The 17,916-nt window shown below is 70.0% G+C and carries 16 protein-coding genes and 1 other RNA gene; 6 read left to right on the top strand and 11 right to left on the bottom strand.

The window, feature by feature from the left end:
• Window positions 1-7 precede the first annotated feature (7 nt).
• From VIL76_RS12025 to VIL76_RS12045, 5 genes are all read right to left on the bottom strand, one after another.
• Window positions 8-1,294 (bottom strand): MFS transporter, encoded by a 1,287-nt coding sequence (locus VIL76_RS12025; protein WP_332045272.1) that lies wholly within the window; start codon window positions 1,292-1,294, stop codon window positions 8-10.
• A complete protein-coding gene (locus VIL76_RS12030; protein WP_332045273.1) occupies window positions 1,291-2,757 on the bottom strand; it encodes a tannase/feruloyl esterase family alpha/beta hydrolase in 1,467 nt (488 codons plus the stop codon). Before VIL76_RS12030 ends, VIL76_RS12025 begins: the two co-directional genes overlap by 4 nt.
• A gap of 5 nt (window positions 2,758-2,762) precedes the next feature.
• Complete coding sequence (locus tag VIL76_RS12035) at window positions 2,763-4,235, bottom strand: tannase/feruloyl esterase family alpha/beta hydrolase (RefSeq protein ID WP_332045274.1); 1,473 nt, start codon at window positions 4,233-4,235, stop codon at window positions 2,763-2,765.
• Window positions 4,236-4,349: 114 nt separating this feature from the next.
• A complete protein-coding gene (locus tag VIL76_RS12040) occupies window positions 4,350-5,678 on the bottom strand; it encodes an acyl-CoA dehydrogenase family protein (protein ID WP_332045275.1) in 1,329 nt (442 codons plus the stop codon).
• A 313-nt stretch (window positions 5,679-5,991) separates the two neighbouring features.
• Window positions 5,992-6,411 carry a hypothetical protein gene (locus tag VIL76_RS12045; protein WP_332045276.1) on the bottom strand — a complete coding sequence of 140 codons (420 nt, stop codon included), beginning with the start codon at window positions 6,409-6,411 and terminating at the stop codon, window positions 5,992-5,994.
• 272 nt (window positions 6,412-6,683) lie between these two features.
• Between VIL76_RS12045 and groES the strand changes: the two genes are divergently transcribed.
• From groES to VIL76_RS12060, 3 genes are all read left to right on the top strand, one after another.
• The gene (groES, locus tag VIL76_RS12050; RefSeq protein WP_332045277.1) at window positions 6,684-6,995 is read left to right on the top strand and encodes a co-chaperone GroES; all 312 of its coding nucleotides are present in this window, start codon (window positions 6,684-6,686) and stop codon (window positions 6,993-6,995) included.
• A 45-nt stretch (window positions 6,996-7,040) separates the two neighbouring features.
• Complete coding sequence (gene groL / locus VIL76_RS12055; RefSeq protein ID WP_332045278.1) at window positions 7,041-8,687, top strand: chaperonin GroEL; 1,647 nt, start codon at window positions 7,041-7,043, stop codon at window positions 8,685-8,687.
• A 100-nt stretch (window positions 8,688-8,787) separates the two neighbouring features.
• Window positions 8,788-9,975 carry a CaiB/BaiF CoA-transferase family protein gene (locus tag VIL76_RS12060; protein WP_332045279.1) on the top strand — a complete coding sequence of 396 codons (1,188 nt, stop codon included), beginning with the start codon at window positions 8,788-8,790 and terminating at the stop codon, window positions 9,973-9,975.
• Here the strand turns inward: VIL76_RS12060 and VIL76_RS12065 are convergent.
• The 6 genes from VIL76_RS12065 to VIL76_RS12090 form a co-directional block, all read right to left on the bottom strand.
• Window positions 9,972-10,337 (bottom strand): phage holin family protein, encoded by a 366-nt coding sequence (locus tag VIL76_RS12065; RefSeq protein WP_332045280.1) that lies wholly within the window; start codon window positions 10,335-10,337, stop codon window positions 9,972-9,974. The genes VIL76_RS12060 and VIL76_RS12065 overlap by 4 nt on opposite strands.
• A gap of 56 nt (window positions 10,338-10,393) precedes the next feature.
• Window positions 10,394-11,233, bottom strand: a complete 840-nt coding sequence (locus tag VIL76_RS12070; RefSeq protein ID WP_332045281.1) for a TIGR00282 family metallophosphoesterase — start codon at window positions 11,231-11,233, stop codon at window positions 10,394-10,396.
• 9 nt (window positions 11,234-11,242) lie between these two features.
• The gene (locus VIL76_RS12075; RefSeq protein ID WP_332045282.1) at window positions 11,243-11,809 is read right to left on the bottom strand and encodes a 5-formyltetrahydrofolate cyclo-ligase; all 567 of its coding nucleotides are present in this window, start codon (window positions 11,807-11,809) and stop codon (window positions 11,243-11,245) included.
• Between the two features lie 26 nt (window positions 11,810-11,835).
• Window positions 11,836-11,997, bottom strand: a non-coding RNA gene (gene ssrS / locus VIL76_RS12080) — 6S RNA.
• A 184-nt stretch (window positions 11,998-12,181) separates the two neighbouring features.
• Complete coding sequence (locus VIL76_RS12085; protein WP_332045283.1) at window positions 12,182-12,505, bottom strand: cell division protein ZapA; 324 nt, start codon at window positions 12,503-12,505, stop codon at window positions 12,182-12,184.
• A gap of 1 nt (window position 12,506) precedes the next feature.
• On the bottom strand, window positions 12,507-12,779 hold the full coding sequence (locus VIL76_RS12090) for a DUF4164 family protein (RefSeq protein WP_332045284.1): 273 nt from the start codon (window positions 12,777-12,779) through the stop codon (window positions 12,507-12,509).
• Between the two features lie 153 nt (window positions 12,780-12,932).
• Between VIL76_RS12090 and tkt the strand changes: the two genes are divergently transcribed.
• The 3 genes from tkt to VIL76_RS12105 all read left to right on the top strand — a co-directional run bounded on the left by tkt (window position 12,933) and on the right by VIL76_RS12105 (window position 17,746).
• Complete coding sequence (gene tkt / locus VIL76_RS12095) at window positions 12,933-14,903, top strand: transketolase (protein WP_332045285.1); 1,971 nt, start codon at window positions 12,933-12,935, stop codon at window positions 14,901-14,903.
• A 141-nt stretch (window positions 14,904-15,044) separates the two neighbouring features.
• Complete coding sequence (purT, locus tag VIL76_RS12100; protein WP_332045286.1) at window positions 15,045-16,250, top strand: formate-dependent phosphoribosylglycinamide formyltransferase; 1,206 nt, start codon at window positions 15,045-15,047, stop codon at window positions 16,248-16,250.
• Window positions 16,251-16,354: 104 nt separating this feature from the next.
• Complete coding sequence (locus VIL76_RS12105; protein ID WP_332045287.1) at window positions 16,355-17,746, top strand: sialate O-acetylesterase; 1,392 nt, start codon at window positions 16,355-16,357, stop codon at window positions 17,744-17,746.
• Window positions 17,747-17,916: the final 170 nt, after the last annotated feature.

The raw sequence follows: 17,916 nt of genomic DNA on the forward strand, positions 1-17,916 counted from the left end.
GCCAAGCTCAGACGGTCGCCGCGGCGCTGCGCCGCCCGATCACCACGGCCAGGACCGCCGCCAGGGCCAGCGAGCCGGCCAGCACCAGCAGGCCGCCGCCGTAGAAGCCTGTGGCCTCCTTGGCGAAGCCCATGGCGGAGGGGCCGACGTAGCCGGCCAGGTTGCCGATGGAGTTGATGAAAGCGATCCCGCCCGCGGCCGCGGCCGCGCGCAGGAACTGGGTCGGGAAGCTCCAGAACATCGGCAGTGCGCAGTTGATGCAGATGGTCGCCAAGGCCAGGGCCGAGAACTGCGCCACGGGGTCGGTGGTCTGGGCCGCCACCACGAACGCCGCTGCCCCCAAGACGGCGGGCCCGGCGAAGTGCCAGAGACGCTCGCCGGTGCGGTCCGAGTGCCGGCTCCACAGGAACATGGCCACGGCAGAGATCAGGTAGGGCAGCGCGCTGAGCAGGCCGGTCTGGACGTTGGTGAGGCCACCGAACCCCTTGACGATCTGCGGCAGCCAGAAGCCGAGCCCGTAGTTGCCCATGATGGCCCCGAAATAGACGATCGCCAGGCCCCACACCTTGGGCTGGGCGAGCGCCGCGCCGAGCCCGCTGAGGTGATGCGGCGCGGCCTGCTGGTCGCGGTCGACGGCAGTCTGCAGGACCTGCTTCTCGGCCGGCGTCAGCCACTTCGCCGCCGCCGGCCGGTCGGCCAGGACGAAGAACACCACCACGCCGAGGACGGCGGCGGGGACGCCCTCGAGGATGAACATGGTCTGCCAGCCCTTCAGGCCGAACAGCGAAGTGTCCAGCAACGCCGTCGAGAGCGGCGCGCCAATCACGCTGGAGATCGGGATGGCCATCATGAAGGCGGCCACGATCTTCGCCCGCTGCGCCCAGGGGAACCAGTAGGTCAGGTAGAGGATCATGCCGGGGAAGAAGCCGGCCTCGGCGACGCCCAGCAGGAAGCGCAGGACGTAGAAGGCCGTGGGGCCGTCCACGAAGGCCATGCCCGCCGACAGCAGTCCCCAGGTGACCATGATCCGCGCGATCCAGACCCGCGCGCCGACCTTCTCCAGGATCAGGTTCGAGGGCACCTCGAACAGGAAGTAGCCGATGAAGAAGATCCCGGCTCCCAGCCCGTAGGCCGCCGCCGAGAGGCCGATGTCGGCATTCATGGTGAGCGCGGCGTAGCCGACGTTCACCCGGTCCAGGTAGGCCGTGAAGTAGAGCAGGCCCAGGAACGGCACGAGCCGGAGCGCCGCCTTGCGCAGGACGGCAGCTTCGGTGGGCGCAGCGGCCTCGCTCATCGGCGACGCGTCGGGCTGGCGCAGCGATAGCCGTCCGCCTGATTGCCCTGGCCGCGGGCGACGCCCGGGTAGGGGCAGAGCAGCTGGGACGAGCCGTTCTCGTGGCTGGCCTTCAGCGTCGTCGGCGCCTCGGCGCGGGTGACCCAGCGGTCGATGACGTCCAGCCAGTCCACGTCGCCGGGGCCGTGGCCGCCGCGGCAGTGGAGCAGGCCGGGGATCATGTAGAGCCGGTAGAAGTCCGAGACCTCGCCCATCCGGCCGCGCACCTCGTCGTGGTAGCGGATCGAGCCGAGCGGCGGGATCGCCGGGTCGTTCCAGCCATGCCACTGGATGAGCTTGCCGCCGTGGCGGCGGAAGGCCGAAAGGTCCGGGTTCACCGCGTCGAGCTCACGGGCGACCTTCAGCCGGTCACGGTCGTACTTCGCCCCCAGGTCCGCCTTCAGGAAGTCGAACGCCGGGTCGTTGTAGACGAAGTACTTCATGAACTGCGACGAAATCGCGTGGCCCGAGGCCTCGAAGTTGCGGTCCTTGGACGGGCCCGTGTTCCAGGCCTGGAAGCCGCCCTGCAGGGCCTCGCCGCCGGGCGTGTAGCCGGGGAACATGGACCGGCCGCGGCTGTCCAGCCGACCGAAGTAGAGGGCGCGGGCCGCCGCCACCTGGGCGGCGTTCAGGCAGCCGTCCGACTGGCCGACCTTGCACTGGAGCACGGCGGGATCGAAGCGGCAGGCCAGCTGGTCGCGGATGAACGGCTCGCCGTTGGCGCATTGCTTCAGGGCCGCGTTCTGCAGGAGCTGCAGGTCCTTCAGCGCCAGGTAGGCGCCGGGCCTGGCCAGCATCTGCTGCATGTAGGCGCGGCCGCCGGTGGATAGGGTGTTGTAGTTGGCCGGCGCGCCGGCCACGACGCCGTCGAAGTCGCCGGGATAGCGCTGGGTCACCATCAAGGCCTCGCGGCCGCCGGCCGAGCAGCCCACGAAATAGGAGAACTTCGGCGGCGCCTCCTTCTGCGCGCGGACCAGCAGCTTGGCGACGTCGTTGGTCTCCTTCAGGGAGCGCCAGGCGAAGTCCTTGATCTTCTCCGGATGGCCGAGCGCCCAGGCCGCCGAGCGGGAATTGGCCTGGTGCCCGTCGTCGGTGCCGGCAGACGCATAGCCGGAGGCCGCGCGCTGGCGGATCTGGGCCGACGGGATCGCGCCCGCCAGGCCGCCGTTGCCCACCTGCACGTACTTGCCGTTCCACGCCTGCCCCCGCGGGATCCAGACCTCGATGCGGATGTCGGAGTCGGAGGTCGGCCGGCTGGTGACGAGGACGCGGCAGGCGTCCACGTTCCCGGCCTTCATCTCCGTGGCGGAGGTGACCTCCGCGTGCGGCAGGCGCGTGGCTGCGAGGTCTGCGCAGGCGGCTTCCGCGTGGGCGGCCGCGGGCGCGGCGAACAGCGCCGCGGCGGCGAGGACGAGCAGTTTCATGCGCCTCAGCTCCGACGCCGCGGCGCCGCGCAGGCCCAGGCCTCGCCGGACTTCCGCGCCACGCCCGGATAGGGGCAGAGCAGCTGGCTGGCGTTGTTGGCGCCGGCCGCCGTCAGGTCCGCCGGGGCCTGGTTCTGGGTCACCCAACGGTCGAGCACGGAGAGCCAGTCCACGTTGGATGGCCCCGGCCCGCCGCCGCAGTGGAGCATGCCCGGGATCATGTAGAGCCGGTAGAAGTCGTCCGTCCGGCCCATGGTCCGCGAGACGTCCTCGTAGTAGCGGATCGAGGACCTGGCCGGGATGCCCTGGTCGTTCCAGCCGTGGTACTGGATCAGCTTGCCGCCGCGCGCCTTGAAGGCCCGCAGGTTGGGGCTCTCCGCGTCGATGATCGGGCTCATCTTCGCCTTCGCCCGCTGGAAGCCGCGGCCGAGGTCGAGCTTCAGGAAGTCGTAGGTCGGGTCCTCGAAGACGAAATATTTGAAGGCGTTCGAGGAGAACTGGTAGCCGGTGGCGCCGCTGTGCGCGCCTTGGTTGGGCCCGGTGATCCAGCCGTTCCAGGCGCCAGGCGCGGCCTCGGCGCCGGGGGTGAAGCCCGGGAACACGATGCGCCGCGTGCGCGGGTCAGTCCGGCCGCCGTAGAGCACCGTGGCGCTGCGCACCTGGGCCGGCGTAAGGCACTGGCTCTCGTCCTGGCCGGGCCGGCACTGCAGCGCACGTGGATCGAAGCGGCACGACGCCGGATCGCGGACGAAGGGGCCGCCGTCGGCGCACTGCGCCAGCACCGACTTCTGCAGCAGCTGCAGCTTGGGCGCGTCGAGGTAGCCGCCTGGCGCGGAGAGCGCCTGGTGGTGCGCAGCGCCGAAGCCGAACAGCTCGCTCATGTAGTTCGCAGGCGCGCCGGCGACGATGCCGTCGAAGGCGTTGGGGAAGCGCTGGGCGTTCAGCAGCGCCTCGCGCCCGCCGTCCGAGCAGCCCATGAAGTAGGCCTTCTGGTGCGGCTGGCCCTTCTGTGCGGCCAGCACGGCCTTGCCGAGCACCGTGGTCTCGCGGATCGAGCGCCAGCCGAAGTCGACGAACTTCTCCGGATGACCCAGGGCCCAGGCGGCGGAGGTCACCACATTGCTCTGGTGGCCGTTGTCGGTGCCGGCGGCGGCGTAGCCCTGGCCCGCCAGGGCGCGGAGCTGGCCGGAGGGGACGCGGCCGGCGAACCCGCCGTTGCCCACCTGCACGAACTTGCCATTCCAGGCCTGGCCGAGCGGGATCCAGACCTCGATCCGGATGTCGGAGTCGGAAGTGGGCCGGCTGGTGACCGAGACCTTGCAGACCTGCTTGCCGCCCGCGGTCTCGACGCTGGCGGCGGTGACCTCGGCCCGGTCGAGCCGCGTCTGCTTCAGGGAGGCGCAGTCGGTCTCTGCGTGGGCCAGGCCCGGCGCGGCGAGCGCGACGACGGCGCCCGCGGCGAACAGCAGCCGCTTCATGGTGATCCCTCCCCTGTCTTTCGTTGGGGAGAGTTCAGCACAGCTTGTGAGGTCGGCCTAGGGCGGAAGCGATCCGCCTCCCTCTCCCGCGCCGCGGGAGAGGGAGCCAGGGTCCTAGTTGCGGAAGACCGCCGACATCGAGCTGTCGTGCGGGCCTTCGCGGAACTGCTGCAGCTCGTTGCGGCCGACCACCATGTGGTGGACCTCGTCGGGGCCGTCAGCGATGCGCAGGGTGCGGGTGTTGGCGTACATGCGGGCCAGCGGGGTGTGCTGGGACACGCCGAGCGCGCCGTGCATCTGGATCGCCTGGTCGATGATCTGGCAGACCCGCTCGGGCACCATGGCCTTGACCATGTGGATCCACACGCGGGCCTCCCGGTTGCCCAGCACGTCCATGGCCTTGGCGGCCTTCAGCACCATCAGGCGCATGGCCTCGATCTCGATGCGCGCGCGGCTGACCTTCTCGATGTTGCCGCCGAGCTGGATGATCGGCTTGCCGAACGCCACCCGGCTCATGCCGCGGGTCACCATCAGGTCGAGCGCCTTCTCGGCCGAGCCGATGGCGCGCATGCAGTGGTGGATGCGGCCCGGGCCCAGGCGAAGCTGGCTGATCTCGAAGCCGCGGCCCTCGCCCAGAAGGATGTTGGAGGCCGGCACGCGGGCGTTGTTGAAGCGGATGTGCATGTGGCCGTGCGGGGCGTCGGGGTCGCCGAACACCTGCTGGCCCTGGATGATCTCCACGCCCTCGGTGGGGAGGGGCACCAGGATCTGCGACTGCTGCAGGTGGGGCGGCGCGTTCTCCTCGCCTGTCTTGACCATGCAGATCATGATCTTGCAGCGCGGGTCGCCGGCGCCCGAGATGTAGTGCTTTTCGCCGTTGATGATGTACTCGTCGCCGACGCGGACCGCGCGGGTGTCGATGTTCTTGGCGTCGGAGCTGGCGGTGTTCAGCTCGGTCATGCAGTAGGCCGAGCGGATCTTCCCCTCCAGCAGCGGCTCCAGCCACTGCTTCTTCTGCTCCGGCGTGCCGACGCGCTCCAGCACCTCCATGTTGCCGGTGTCGGGCGCCGCGCAGTTCATCATCTCCGAGGCCAGGCGCACCTTGCCCAGCTCCACGGCGATGTAGGCGTAGTCGAGGTTGGAGAGGCCCTCGCCGGTCTCGGCGTTGGGCAGGAAGAAGTTCCAGAGGCCGGCCGCCCGCGCCTTGTCCTTGGCCGCCTCGAGCACCTCCAGCTGGCCCGGCGCGTACTGCCACACGTCGGGGCGGCCCTCGCCCAGCCGGTGGAACTCCTCGGACGCCGGCTCGGCGACCTCGCGGATGAACTGCTTCACCTTGTTGTAGAGCGGCAGCGCCTTGTCGCTCATGCGCAGGTCGTTGAGGTCGTCCTGCGGGTTCAGCTTGAAGCCGCCCTCTTGCGGCGGCCGTTCGGCGGTCATGGTCATCCGGGGGTCTCCCAAAGCGCTCTTGGCGGGCTTGCGTGACGTAACCTTTGGCGCCCTTTTCCAAGAGAATCAAACAAGCGTTTGAGGCCGCGCCGCGAAAATGCCGCCGGCCGCGAAGCGCTCACGACTCTCTCAGGTGAAGAACAGCGCGGCGGGGTCGGTCCCGAACAGGATCAGGGCCGCCACCAGGGCGAGGATCGCCAGGACCGGAATGAGCTTCAGCCACCGCCCCATGCCTTTGGATAGGGCATGGGTCGGCAGGGCTTCCAGTTAAGCTTTCGAAAGGTGGGGCGCAGCCCTACCTCACGGGCCCTTACTTCACCGGCACGTGGTCGATGTGCGGGCAGACCGCGGCCAGCAGGGCCTCGTTCTCGGCGCCCTGGGCCTTCTTCGGCGAGCTCGAGCGCCAGTTGGCCGGGATCGCGAACTCGGCCGACGGACGGTAGGCCGCAACCGTGATCAGGTTCTTGGCCTTGCAGTCGATGGCCACCACGCTGCCCACGCCGTCCGGCTTGCCGGGGCCGCTCGGGCCCAGCTTGGCGTCGGGCTTGGAGATCGCCTGCATCACCACCAGGCGGCCGGAGGCCTTGTCCTTGTAGGTGTAGTCGCTGTCGTAGGACCAGGCGGTGCCGTTGGCGGCCACGTCGGCGAACTTCGACCACTTCTCGGCGGAGGCGGCGCCGGCGAAGGCGACCGCGGCGGTCAGGGTGGCAAGCGCAAGGGCGCGGCGCATGGACGTTTCTCTCCAGGAACAGTGTCGCGTCTGTTGAACCTGACGGGAACGGCAGGATCAAGGCGCCTGAGGCGATTTACGGCAGGCGGCGGCGGGCTTGCGCCTCTGCGGGCGGCCTCCCACCTGACCGATCTCGGCGCCGCAGTCTTGACTCCGGAGCGCCGTTTTCTTACCTCCACAGCGTCGTTAGCACTCAAGGGCCGGGACTGCTAACAGCCTCCCCCGCAAGTGCGCGCGAGCTCATTCCAACCGTCTCGAACGGAGAACTACACATGGCGTTTCGTCCTCTTGGTGACCGGGTCCTCGTCCGGCGTGTCGAGGAAGAAGAGAAGACCCGGGGCGGGATCATCATCCCCGACACCGCGAAGGAGAAGCCGCAGGAAGGCGAAGTGATCGCTACCGGCCCCGGCGCCCGCGACGAAAGCGGCAAGATCCAGCCGCTCGACGTGAAGGCCGGCGACCGCATCCTGTTCGGCAAGTGGTCCGGCACCGAGGTCCGCCTCGAAGGCCAGGACCTGCTGATCATGAAGGAAAGCGACATCCTCGGCGTGGTCGAGCCCGAGAAGGCCGCCAAGGCCGCCTAAGCACCGACCGCCCTAGCGACTGCATTCAGAAAAGGGACAGCAACCATGGCTGCCAAAGACGTCTATTTCGCCTCCGACGCGCGCGACCGCATGCTGCGCGGCGTCAACACCCTCGCCAACGCGGTGAAGGTCACCCTCGGCCCCAAGGGCCGCAACGTGGTCATCGAGAAGTCCTTCGGCGCCCCGCGCTCCACCAAGGACGGCGTGTCGGTGGCCAAGGAAATCGAGCTGGCCGACAAGTTCGAGAACCTGGGCGCCCAGCTCATCCGTGAAGTCGCCTCGAAGACCAACGACAAGGCCGGCGACGGCACCACGACCGCCACGGTCCTGGCCCAGGCCATCGTCACCGAGGGCCTGAAGTCGGTCGCGGCCGGCATGAACCCGATGGACCTGAAGCGCGGCGTCGACAAGGCGGTCGCGAAGGTCGTCGAGGAGATCCGCTCCTCGGCCAAGAAGGTCACCACCAACGCCGAGATCTCGCAGGTCGGCACCATCTCCGCCAACGGCGACCTGGAAGTGGGCGAGATGATCGCCCGCGCCATGGAGAAGGTCGGCAATGAGGGCGTCATCACCGTCGAGGAAGCCAAGACCGCCGAGACCGAGCTCGACGTGGTCGAGGGCATGCAGTTCGACCGCGGCTACCTCTCCCCGTACTTCATCACCAATGCGGAGAAGATGGAGGCCGACCTCGAAGAGCCGCTGATCCTGCTGTTCGAGAAGAAGCTCTCCTCGCTGCAGCCGCTGCTGCCGGTCCTCGAGGCCGTCGTGCAGTCCGGCCGTCCGCTGCTGATCATCGCCGAGGACGTGGAAGGCGAAGCCCTGGCCACCCTGGTGGTCAACAAGCTGCGCGGCGGCCTGCGCGTCGCGGCCGTGAAGGCTCCGGGCTTCGGCGACCGCCGCAAGGCCATGCTGGAAGACATCGCCATCCTGACCGGCGGCCAGCTGATCAGCGAAGACCTCGGCATCAAGCTCGAGAACGTCACCCTCGACATGCTCGGCAAGGCCAAGAAGGTCACCATCACCAAGGACGACACCACGATCGTCGACGGCGCTGGCGACAAGTCGGGCATCGAAGGCCGCGTGGCCCAGATCAAGAAGCAGATCGAGGACACCACCTCCGACTACGACAAGGAAAAGCTGCAAGAGCGTCTCGCCAAGCTGGCGGGCGGCGTTGCGGTGGTCCGCGTCGGCGGCTCGACCGAAGTCGAGGTGAAGGAGAAGAAGGACCGCGTCGACGACGCCCTGAACGCGACCCGCGCGGCCGTGGAAGAAGGCATCGTCCCCGGCGGCGGCGTCGCCCTGCTGAAGGCCTCGAAGGTTCTCGACGGCTTCAAGGGTGACAACGACGACCAGGAAGCCGGCGTCGCCATCGTGCGCCGCGCCCTGCAGGCCCCGATCCGCCAGATCGCCGAGAACGCCGGCGTGGAAGGCTCCATCGTGGTCGGCAAGGTCCTCGAGAACGCCTCGGCGACCTTCGGCTTCAACGCCCAGACGGAAGAGTACGTCGACCTCGTGCAGGCCGGCGTGATCGACCCGGCGAAGGTGGTCCGCACCGCTCTGCAGGACGCCGCTTCAGTGGCTGGCCTGCTGATCACCACGGAAGCCGCCATCGTCGAAGCCCCGAAGAAGAACTCGGGCGGCGGCGGCATGCCGGGCGGCGGCATGGGCGGCATGGGCGACATGGACTTCTAAGTCCAGTCGACCAACGTCTCTGAAGATTAGGGCGGGGCCTAAGGGTCCCGCCCTTTTTCTTTGCCGGCGGCTCGGCCACTGTGCGGCCGGGAGGACGCCGATGCTCTTGTCAGGCTTGAAGGTGGTGGAGTGGGCGACGTGGGTCGCCGGGCCGGGTTGCGCCGGGCTGATGGCCGACTGGGGCGCTGAGGTGATCAAGGTCGAGAGCCCGATCGGCGACGCCACGCGGGCCTTCTATCCGGACACCGCCGAGAGCCCGGGCAATCCGGTGTTCACCCTGGAGAACCGCGGCAAGCGCGGCATCGTGCTGGACACCACCCGCCCCGAGGGCCGCGCGGCGCTGGTGAGGCTGCTGGAGGACGCCGACGTCCTGGTCACCAACGTCCGGCCGGGCTCGCTGAAGAAGCTGGGGCTGGACTACGACAGCCTGAAGGACCGCTTCCCGCGGCTGATCTACGCCAACGTCACCGGCTATGGGCTGACCGGGGAGATGGCCGACACCGCGGCGTTCGACATCACCGCCTTCTGGGCCCGCTCCGGCGTGGCGCACTCCACCATCCCGCCGGACCAGGAGCCGTTCCCCAGCCGCCCCGGATTCGGCGACCACTTCACGGCGCTGGCGACGCTGTCCGGAATCCTGGCGGCGGTGCACGAGCGAAGCCAGACGGGCCGCGGTCGGCAGGTGGAGACGGCGCTGCTGCGGGTGGGGGCCTACGCCATCGGCTGGGACCTGTCGCTGCAGCTGCGCTACGGCGACGTGCTCACCGCCCAGCCGAAGAAGGACCGCATGGTGGCGCTGTCCGGCTTCTTCCACACGGCCGACGACCGCTGGTTCGTGGTGGTGGTGAAGAGCGCGGACGACTATCCGAACGTGCTCAAGGCCATCGACCGGGCCGACATCCTGGACGATCCCGAGTGCCTGCCGCCGATGACCGACGTGCACAAGGTCCGCTACGTCCGCGCGGCGCTGGAGACCGCCTTCGACGCCCTGACGCTGGAGGAGGCCGGCGCGATGCTGAACAGCCTCGACGTCGCCTGGGCGCCGATGGATTCCCTGCTCGACCTGGAGATGAACCCGCAGGCGCACGAGGCCGGCTGTTTCGTGGAGGTGGGCGATGGCGCGGGCGGGACGTTCTGGAGCCCGGCCTCGCCGGTGCGCTTCCCGGGCCTGGACACCAGCCCCCGCCGCCCGGCGCCCAAGCTCGGCCAGCACACCCGCGAGGTGCTGCGCGAGAAGGGGCTGACGGACGCGGAGATCGACGCCGCGGTGGGGGCGCAGCCGGCCTAGCTGCGGCGCTCGCGCTTCTCGCCGCCGGTGACGATGTCGCCGATCCAGCTGGTGACGCCGGTGACGATGGCGGCCAGCACGCCGGCGATCAGGCCGTTCACCTCGAAGCCGCTCAGCAGCACGGCGACCAGGCCGATCATCGCCGCGTTCAGCACCAGCAGGAACAGGCCCAGCGTCACGATCGTCAGCGGCAGGGTGAGCACGAACACCACCGGCCGGACGAAGGCGTTGACCACCCCCAGCAGGATGGCGGCCAGGATCAGGGTGACGGTGTCGTCCACCCTCACCCCTGGCACCAGGACCGAGGCGAGCCACAGGCCGAACGCCGCGAAGATGGCGCGCACAATGAACCGGGCGAGCATGGCCCCTCCCCTCAGAAGCTTGGCTGTAGGTGGCCCCTCGCCGCGCGATTGCAAGCCTACTCGGCCGCGACGGTCTCCAGCGAGGGGATGGTCTGCGACAGCCGCCCGCCGATGCGGATGGGCTCGATGCGCCGCGCCAGGCCGGTGGAGTCGTGGGTCTCCACATAGACGCCGCAAACCGTGGCCGGGCCTTCGGCGGGCTTGTAGCGGCCGCCGGAGATGCGGGTGGTGAAGCGCCGCAGCGGCTCTTCCTTCTGGTTGCCAATGACGCTGTCGTAGTCGGCGCAGGCCCCCGCGTCGGTCTGGTAGGCGGTCCCGCCGGGCAGGATCTGCGCGTCGGCCGTAGGGACGTGGCTGTGGGTGCCGACCACCAGGCTGGCCCGGCCGTCGCAGAAGTGGCCCATGGCCATCTTCTCGGAGGTGGCCTCGGCGTGGATGTCGACCACCACGACGTCGGCGACCGCGCCCAGCGGACAGGCCTCCAGCTCCTTGTCCACGGCGGCGAAGGGGTCGTCGAGGGCGTCCATGAACACCCGGCCCAGCAGGTTCACCACCAGGATCCGCTTGCCGCTCTCCGTATCGAAGAGCTGGGCGCCGCGCCCCGGCGCGGCCGAGAAGGCGGAGTAGTTGAGGGGCCGGATCAGCCGCGGCTCGCGGACGATGTAGGTCAGCGCCTCCTTCTGGTCCCACGAGTGGTTGCCCAGCGTGAGGCAGTCGGCGCCGGCGTCGAACAGCTCGCGCGCCGTCGCCTCGGTGATGCCGAAGCCGGCGGCGGCGTTCTCGGCGTTGATGATCACGAACTCGAGGCCCAGGCGGCGACGCAGGGCGGGGAGATGCTCGCCGAGGGCTTCGCGCCCTGCGCGGCCGACCACATCTCCGAAGAAGGCGAATTTCATAAGCGGTCCTTACCTGACCTCCATGTACTCCGTCTCGGTCAGGATGGCGTCCAGCGGCTGGTCGTGCGGCTCGGCCGGCACCGCGTCCACCTCCTGGCCCGCGTAGGCGAGGCCCAAGAGGAAAACCGGCTGCCGCTCGCGAAGTTGCTCCACCGTGCGGTCGTAGTGGCCCTTGCCCTGCCCCAGCCGGTGGCCGCGGCGATCGAAGGCCAGGAGCGGGCAGATCACCAGGTCGGGGTAGACGACGTCCTCGTGCGGCGGCGGCGCGGGGATGCCGAACTCGTCGGGCTCCATGGGGGAGCGTGGGTCCCAGAGGCGAAAGGTCATGGGCTCGGTGCGGCTCGCGACCGGTAGGGAGGCGGCGAGGCCCGCGTCCGCCAGCCGCCGCATGAGCGGGTAGGCGTCCATCTCGTCGCCCAGGGCATGGTAGCCGCTGAACACGCGGTGCGCCTGTAGCCGCTCGACCGGCAGCCGCGCTGCGGCCAACGCGCCCGCGTCGGGGGCAGCGGCGGCGAGCTGGGCGCGCAGCGCGCGCATGTGCTTGCGCAGGGTAGACTTGGCGGGGTTCGAGGCCACGGGTCCCCTAACGTGGGAGGACGGGTGGCGGCGCCGCGAGAACCGTGAAGGGCGTTCTAATCCCCTCGGACCTGGTAGACCAGGTGGGCGCCGTATGCCCGGAGCCACGGCTCCGGACAGGGACAGCTCCCGTAGAGTGAATTAAGGTCTCTGGGATATGTTGCCTTCGACGAGGGCCGCAGCAGACCCGCCGTCCCCAAGGTAGTGCGCCGGGGGCGCAGTCTCAAGGTTTCCCTCCCCTCCTGGGGAGGGACAGCTCGCCGGAGGCGAGCCGGGTGAGGCAGTCGCGATCAGGCGCTGACTCCCAGATCCTGCCCCACACTTCCTCGCCCTGGCCGCTGCGCGGCTGTCCGTCCCAGGAGGGGAGGGAAATCAGGCGGCGAGCCCCTCGATCTTCTTGGCCGCGCTCTCCAGGGCCGAGACCGCGCGGGTCTCCAGCTTGGAGCGGTCGGCCTGCATGCGGCTGACCTCGGCCTGCAGCGCGGCCAGGCGGCCCTTGGCGTCGGCGAGCTCGTCGGCCAGCAGCAGGGCGCCCATCAGGAACAGCCGGGTGTCGCCCAGCTGGCCCATGTCCTGGCTGACCATCCGCACCTGCTGGTCGAACATCTTCGCCAACTCGATCAGGTGCTGCTCCTGGCCGTCCTCGCAGCCCACCGCATAGGGCCGGCCGTTCACCTCGACGTTGATCTGCGCCATGTCAGTGCTCCTGCCCCGCGTGGCCGTTCAGGGCCGCCCGGATCTCGGTGATCGCCCGTCCCAGAGCGGCGGAGGCCTCGGCGCCCGCCTCCTCCAGCTCCCGCTCGCGGGCGCGGGCCTGGTCCAGCTCGGCGGCCAGCCGGGCGCGGTCCTGGTCGAACAGGTCGCCGTCCGCCGCGTGCTTCAGCCTTTCGGAAAGCCGCTGCTCCAGGAGGGCGATCGCGCGCTCCAGCCGCTTGGCCGCAAGATCGAGCGCGCTGTCTCCGCCGTTCATCCGCCGTCCTTCCGGTGCAGGTCCTGGCTGTCCTGATATAGCGCTGCGTCGCGGCCTTTGTGAATCCTGGGGTTTTTCCGCCCCAGTTGACCCCTGCGCCTGTGCGTGCGAGGCCGCGCCATTCCTTAACGCCGCCGCCGACTCGGGACCTCGATGCCAGCGCCCCTGAAACTGATGGCCGACGCCATCCGCGTGCTCTCCATGGACGCCGTCGAGCAGGCCAACTCGGGCCACCCGGGGATGCCCATGGGCATGGCCGACGTGGCCACGGTGCTCTGGACGAAGTTCCTCAAGTACGACGCCGCCCGCCCCGACTGGCCGGACCGCGACCGCTTTGTGCTGTCCGCCGGCCACGGCTCGATGCTGCTCTACAGCCTGCTGCACCTCACCGGCGTGAAGGCGGTCACCCTCGACCAGATCAGGAACTTCCGCCAGGTCGGTTCCAACACGCCCGGACACCCGGAGTACGGCCACACCCCCGGCGTCGAGACAACCACCGGCCCGCTGGGCCAGGGCCTGGCGACCGCCGTCGGCATGGCCATCGCCGAGCGGCACATGGCGGCGCGCTTCGGCGACGAGCTGGTGGACCACCGCACCTGGGTGGTGGCCGGCGACGGCTGCCTGATGGAGGGCGTCAGCCACGAGGCGATCAGCCTGGCCGGGCGGCTGAAGCTCGCCAAGCTCACGATCCTGTGGGACGACAACGACATCACCATCGACGGCCACGTGGGCCTCTCCGACGCCACCGACCAGCTCGCCCGCTTCAAGGCCGCCGGCTGGGCGGTGAAGCGGATTGATGGCCATGACGTGGGCCAGGTGCGCCGGGCGCTGGCCTGGGCGACGCGCCAGGACCGGCCGACGCTGATCGCCTGCAAGACGGTCATCGGCAAGGGCTCGCCCACCTTCGAAGGCACCCACGACGTGCACGGCAAGGCGCTGGGCAAGGACGAGGTGGTCAAGACCCGCGACAACCTCGGCTGGCCGCACGAGCCCTTCGTGCTGCCCGACGAGGCCGTACGCCCCTGGCGCGCCGCCGGCCGCCGTGGCCGCAAGGACCTGAAGGCCTGGGAAGCCCGCCTCGCCGCCTCGCCGATGAAGGCCGAGTTCGAGCGCGCGGTGTCCGGCGAGCTGCCGAAGCGCGCCTTCGAGGCGGTGGACGCCTTCATCGCGGACGCCGAGAAGACCGCGCCGGCCGCGGCGACGCGCCAGCACTCCGGCAATGTGCTCAGCGTCCTCTTCCCAGCCGTGCCGGAGATGGTCGGCGGCTCGGCGGACCTGACCGGCTCCAACAACACCTACGTGAAGAACACCAAGATCCTTGACACGCCGGACTACTCCGGCCGCTACGTGAACTACGGCGTGCGCGAGTTCGGCATGGCCACGGCCATGAACGGCATGGCCCTGCACGGCGGGGTGATCCCCTACGGCGGGACCTTCCTGGTGTTCACCGATTACAACCGCCCGGCCATCCGGCTGGCGGCGCTGATGGGCATCCGGGTGATCCACGTCGGCACCCACGATTCCATCGGCCTGGGCGAAGACGGCCCGACCCACCAGCCGGTGGAGCACCTGGCGGCGTTGCGGGCCATGCCGAACGTCAACGTGTTCCGTCCGGCGGACGCGGTCGAGGTGGCGGAGTGCTGGAAGCTGGCCCTGTCGGCGACGTCCACGCCCTCGATCCTGGCGCTCTCCCGCCAGAAGACCGCCGCAGTCCGCACCACGCCCTTCGCCGAGAACATGAGCGCCCGCGGCGCCTACCAGCTCGCCGGCGCTGGCTCCCCCGCCCAGGTGACGCTCTTCGCCACCGGCACGGAAGTGGCCGTCGCCATGGCGGCGCGCGACCTGCTGGAGGCGGGGGGCATCGGCACGCGGGTGGTCTCCGTCCCCTGCTTCGAACTCTTCGAGGCCCAGCCGACCGACTACCAGGAAGCGCTGATAGGGGAGACACCCGTCCGCGTCGCCGTGGAAGCCGGCGTCCGCATGGGCTGGGACCGCTTCATCGGCGTGGACGGCGCGTTCGTGGGCATGAGCGGCTTCGGCGCGTCCGGCACCGACAAGGCGCTCTACAAGCATTTCGGCATCACCCCCGAAGGCGTCGCCGCCGCCGCGAAGGCCAAGCTTTAAGCCGCGCGCAGCCCTATTCGACACGAAGACCGCGAAGGGCACGAAGACCACCAAGGGTCCTCAGCTTCTTCGTGGTCTTTGAGCCCTTCCTGATCTTCGTGTTTCAAAGCGGCTTCGCCGCCTCTGAGTGGGATCCGCTCGATGAACTCACCTCGCCTCGGAACTCCGCTTAGCCCCACCGCCGTGCGCGTCATGCTGCTGGGCTCGGGCGAGCTCGGCAAGGAGGTGGCCATCGAGTTGCAGCGGCTCGGCTGCGAGGTGATCGCGGTCGACCGCTACGCCAATGCGCCGGCCCAGCAGGTGGCGCACCGCAGCCATGTGATCGCGATGACCGACGGGATGGCCCTGCGCGCACTCGTGGAGGCCGAGCGGCCGCACCTGATCGTGCCGGAGATCGAGGCCATCGCCACCGACGAGCTGGTCAGGATCGAGGCGGAGGGGCTGGCGACCGTCATCCCCACCGCCCGCGCCGCCCAGCTCACCATGAACCGCGAGGGCATCCGCCGGCTGGCGGCCGAAGAGCTGAAGCTGCCGACCTCGTCCTACGCCTTCGCCTCGTCCGAGGAAGAACTGGCGACCGCGGCCCAGGAGGTCACCGGCTTCCCCTGCTTCGTGAAGCCGGTGATGAGCTCGTCCGGCAAGGGCCAGTCGTTCATCGAGCGGCCCGACCAGATCGCCGAGGCCTGGCGCTACGCGCTCGAAGGCGGCCGGGTCGAGCAGCCGCGGGTGATCGTCGAGGGGCTGGTGGACTTCGACTTCGAGATCACCCAGCTCACCGTGCGCAGCGTCATCAAGGGCGAGATCGTCACCAGCTTCTGCGACCCGATCGGCCATCGGCAGGTGAAGGGCGACTACGTGGAGAGCTGGCAGCCGCAGGGCATGAGCCCCGCCGCGCTGAAGAAGGCGCGCGACATCTCTCGCGCGGTCACCGGCGAGCTGGGCGGCCTCGGCGTGTTCGGGGTCGAGCTGTTCGTGAAGGGCAACGAGGTCTGGTTCTCGGAGGTCTCGCCCCGGCCGCACGACACCGGCCTGGTCACCCTCGCCACCCAGCACATGAGCGAGTTCTGCCTGCACGCCCGCGCCATCCTCGGCCTGCCGGTGGACACAAGCCTGCGCGAGCCGGGCGCCAGCGCCGTCATCTATGGCGGCCTGGACGCCAAGGGCATTGCCTTCGAAGGCGTCGCCGAGGCCCTCTTGGTTCCCAATGTGGACCTGCGCCTGTTCGGCAAGCCGGAGAGCTACGAGCGCCGCCGCATGGGCGTGGCGCTGGCCCGCGGCGGCGAGATAGACGACGCCCGCCGCCGGGCCCGGGAGGCGGCGGCCAAGGTGAAGCCGGTCAAGTCATAAACCTTTGAAATAGCCCCGCTTGCCGCTGTGGCGGCTTCCCGACAATAGCGGACGGCGTTTGCCGAGGGGCGGCGGTCGCCATCGCGGCCCGAGGGACCAACGAGTTGGCTTTTGTCGTTTTCGCTGGCCAGTCCAATACTGGCGGCCATGCCATGAACGCGTCCACGCTCCAGCAGGCGTGGACCTATGACCCCAACATCCTGATCTGGAACCCGTCCACGGGCGCCTGGGAGCCGATGCAGCCCGGCGTCAACACCGGCTTCGGCGCCCAGGCCCAGGCCTGGGGCCCCGAGGTCCAGTTCGCCCTGGAGTTCCGCGCCCGCCATCCCGGGGAGGAGCTGCGCATCGTCAAGGTCGCCCACGGCGGCACGGGCCTCGACAGGGACGACGGCCAGTGGGTCAGCGACTGGTCCCCGGAAAGCCGCGGCGAGATCTTCGACGAGGTCACCCGCGTCCTCTCCCAGGCGCGCGCGACGATCGGCGGTGCGCGGCCTGACGCGGTCTTCTTCGGCCAGGGCGAGGAGGACGCCACCCGCTACGACAAGGCCGCCGACTACGGCGCCAACCTGCAGGCCCTGTTCTCCGCCATCCGGGGCCAGTGGCTCGAGGACCCCAACGGAAAGATCGGCTTCTTCCAGATCAACACCACCGCGCCGTTCGCCGGCCAGGTCCGCGGGGCCCAGACGGCGGTGGACGCTCGCGACCCAAATGCGGCGAGCTTCGACACCGAGGCGTTCGGCCGCCAGGAAGACGCCCTGCACTTCTCGGCCCAGGGCCTGCGCGACATCGGCCGCGGCTTCGCCGACCTCTTCGAAGGCTTCCGCGGCGCGGGCCCCGGCGGGCCACCCGGGCCGCCGCCCTGGGCGGGCGGGCCCGGCCAGGAGCTGAACGGCACGCCCTGGGCGGACACCCTGCTGGGCGGCGCCGGCGACGACCGCATCGCCGGCGGCGGCGGCCGCAACTTCATGCGCGGCGGCGACGGCCGCGACCGCATGGCCGGCGGCGACGACTTCGACGACATGCACGGCAACCAGGGCGAGGACACCCTCGCGGGCGGGGCCGGCGGCGACTGGGTCGTGGGCGGCAAGGACGACGACCAGCTGTTCGGCGAGGACGGCGGCGACGTGGTCCTGGGCAACATCGGCGACGACCTGGTCGACGGCGGTGGCGGCGACGACGTGGTCCGCGGCGGCCAGGGCGACGACCTGGTGTTCGGCTGGAGCGGAGACGACTGGATCTCCGGCGACCGCGGCGTCGACACCCTGTCGGGGGGCTCCGGCGCGGACGTCTTCCACACCTTCGGCGAGGCCGGCCGCGACCTGGTCACCGACTTCAGCTTCGCCGAGGGCGACCGGGTGCAGCTGCTGTCCGGCGCGCAGTACAGCGTGGCTCAGGTTGGCGCCGACGTGGTGGTCTCCACGGCCGGCGGCGGCGAGCTGGTCCTGCAGAACGTCCAGCTCTCCTCGCTGGGCGCAGGCTGGCTGTTCGGCGCCTGAGGGCAGGCGGGGCACCATCGCCCGGCTCGTGGATTGTACAGGCTGAGCCACGCGGGGCGGCCGGGGGTCGGCCCGTCACAATCCATTGCCAGACTTGACCTTTGCAGGGGTTGACTTGGGGGCCCCCGCCCTCAAGAACGCCCGCCAACTGCGCCAAGTCGTCACCTGAG

The sequence above is a fragment of the Phenylobacterium sp. genome (genome assembly GCF_036563285.1).
Classification (GTDB): domain Bacteria; phylum Pseudomonadota; class Alphaproteobacteria; order Caulobacterales; family Caulobacteraceae; genus Phenylobacterium.